The organism is Streptomyces prasinopilosus (assembly GCF_001419695.1).
In the GTDB taxonomy this organism is placed as follows: Bacteria; Actinomycetota; Actinomycetes; order Streptomycetales; family Streptomycetaceae; genus Streptomyces; species Streptomyces prasinopilosus.
Genome location: NZ_LIRG01001058.1, coordinates 1 through 1114 on the forward strand (window position 1 = coordinate 1; position 1114 = coordinate 1114).

Genomic DNA, 1114 nt, shown 5'->3' on the forward strand with positions numbered 1-1114 from the left:
GAGGGCCGCCCCCCTGGCTGGCGGTGGCCCTCGCGTGCCTCGGTCAGTTCCTCGTCGTGCTCGACATCTCCGTGGTCAACGTCGCGCTGCCGTCGATGCGCACCGGCCTCGGCCTCGGGGAACAGGGCCTGCAGTGGGTGGTGAACGCGTACGCCATCGCCTTCGCCGGGTTCATGCTGCTCGGCGGACGCGCCGGTGACCTCTACGGGCGCAAGCGGATGTTCCTCGTCGGCCTCGGCCTGTTCACGCTGGCCAGCCTGGCGGGCGGACTGGCCCAGGAGGGCTGGCAGCTGCTGCTGGCGCGGGCGGTGCAGGGGCTCGGGGCCGCGGTCCTGGCGCCGTCCACCCTCACCATCGTCACCTCGGCGGTCCCGGAGGGGCCCGCGCGGGCCCGCGCCATCGCGACCTGGACCGCCGTCGGCGCGGGCGGCGGCGCGGCCGGCGGGTTCGTCGGCGGGGTGCTGGTGGAGACCCTGTCGTGGCGGTGGGTGCTGCTGATCAACGTGCCGATCGGGGTGCTGGTGCTGGCCGGGGCCGCCTGGTGGCTGGCGGAGGGCCGGGCCGGGGACGGGCGGCGGCTCGACCTGCCCGGCGCGGTCCTGGTGACGGCCGGCCTCGCCACCCTCGCCTTCGGCATCTCCCAGACCGAGGCCGAGGGGTGGACGGCACCGCCCACCCTGGTGCCGCTGGGCGCCGGCCTCGCCCTCGTCGCCCTGTTCCTCCTCGTCGAGGCGCGCGCCAAGGCACCGCTGATGCCGCTGGGACTGTTCCGGGTGCGGGCGGTCTCGTCGGCGAACGCGGCGATGTTCCTGAGCGGCGCCGCCATGTTCTGCATGTGGTTCTTCATGACCCTCTACGCCCAGAACGTGCTCGACTACACCCCCTTCCAGGCCGGGTTCGCCCTGGTGCCCAGCTCGCTCGCCGTGATCGTCGGCTCCAAGGTCGCACCCCGGCTGATGCGCGCCGCCGGGGCCCGTGCCGTGGCCGTGCTCGGCACGCTCGTCGCGCTGACCGGCTTCGCCTGGCAGTCGACGATGACGGCCGACGGCGCCTACCTGACGGCGATCCTGGTCCCCGGCGTCCTGATGATGCTGGGCGCCGGCCTCGCCGGAAC

At 74.7% G+C, this 1114-nt stretch carries 1 protein-coding gene; it reads left to right on the forward strand.

Annotation, left to right across the window (positions count from 1 at the left end; translation table 11 throughout):
* Positions 1 to 1114: MFS transporter (locus tag AOK18_RS30060; RefSeq protein ID WP_240503378.1), on the forward strand; the 1114-nt coding region annotated here is incomplete at both ends.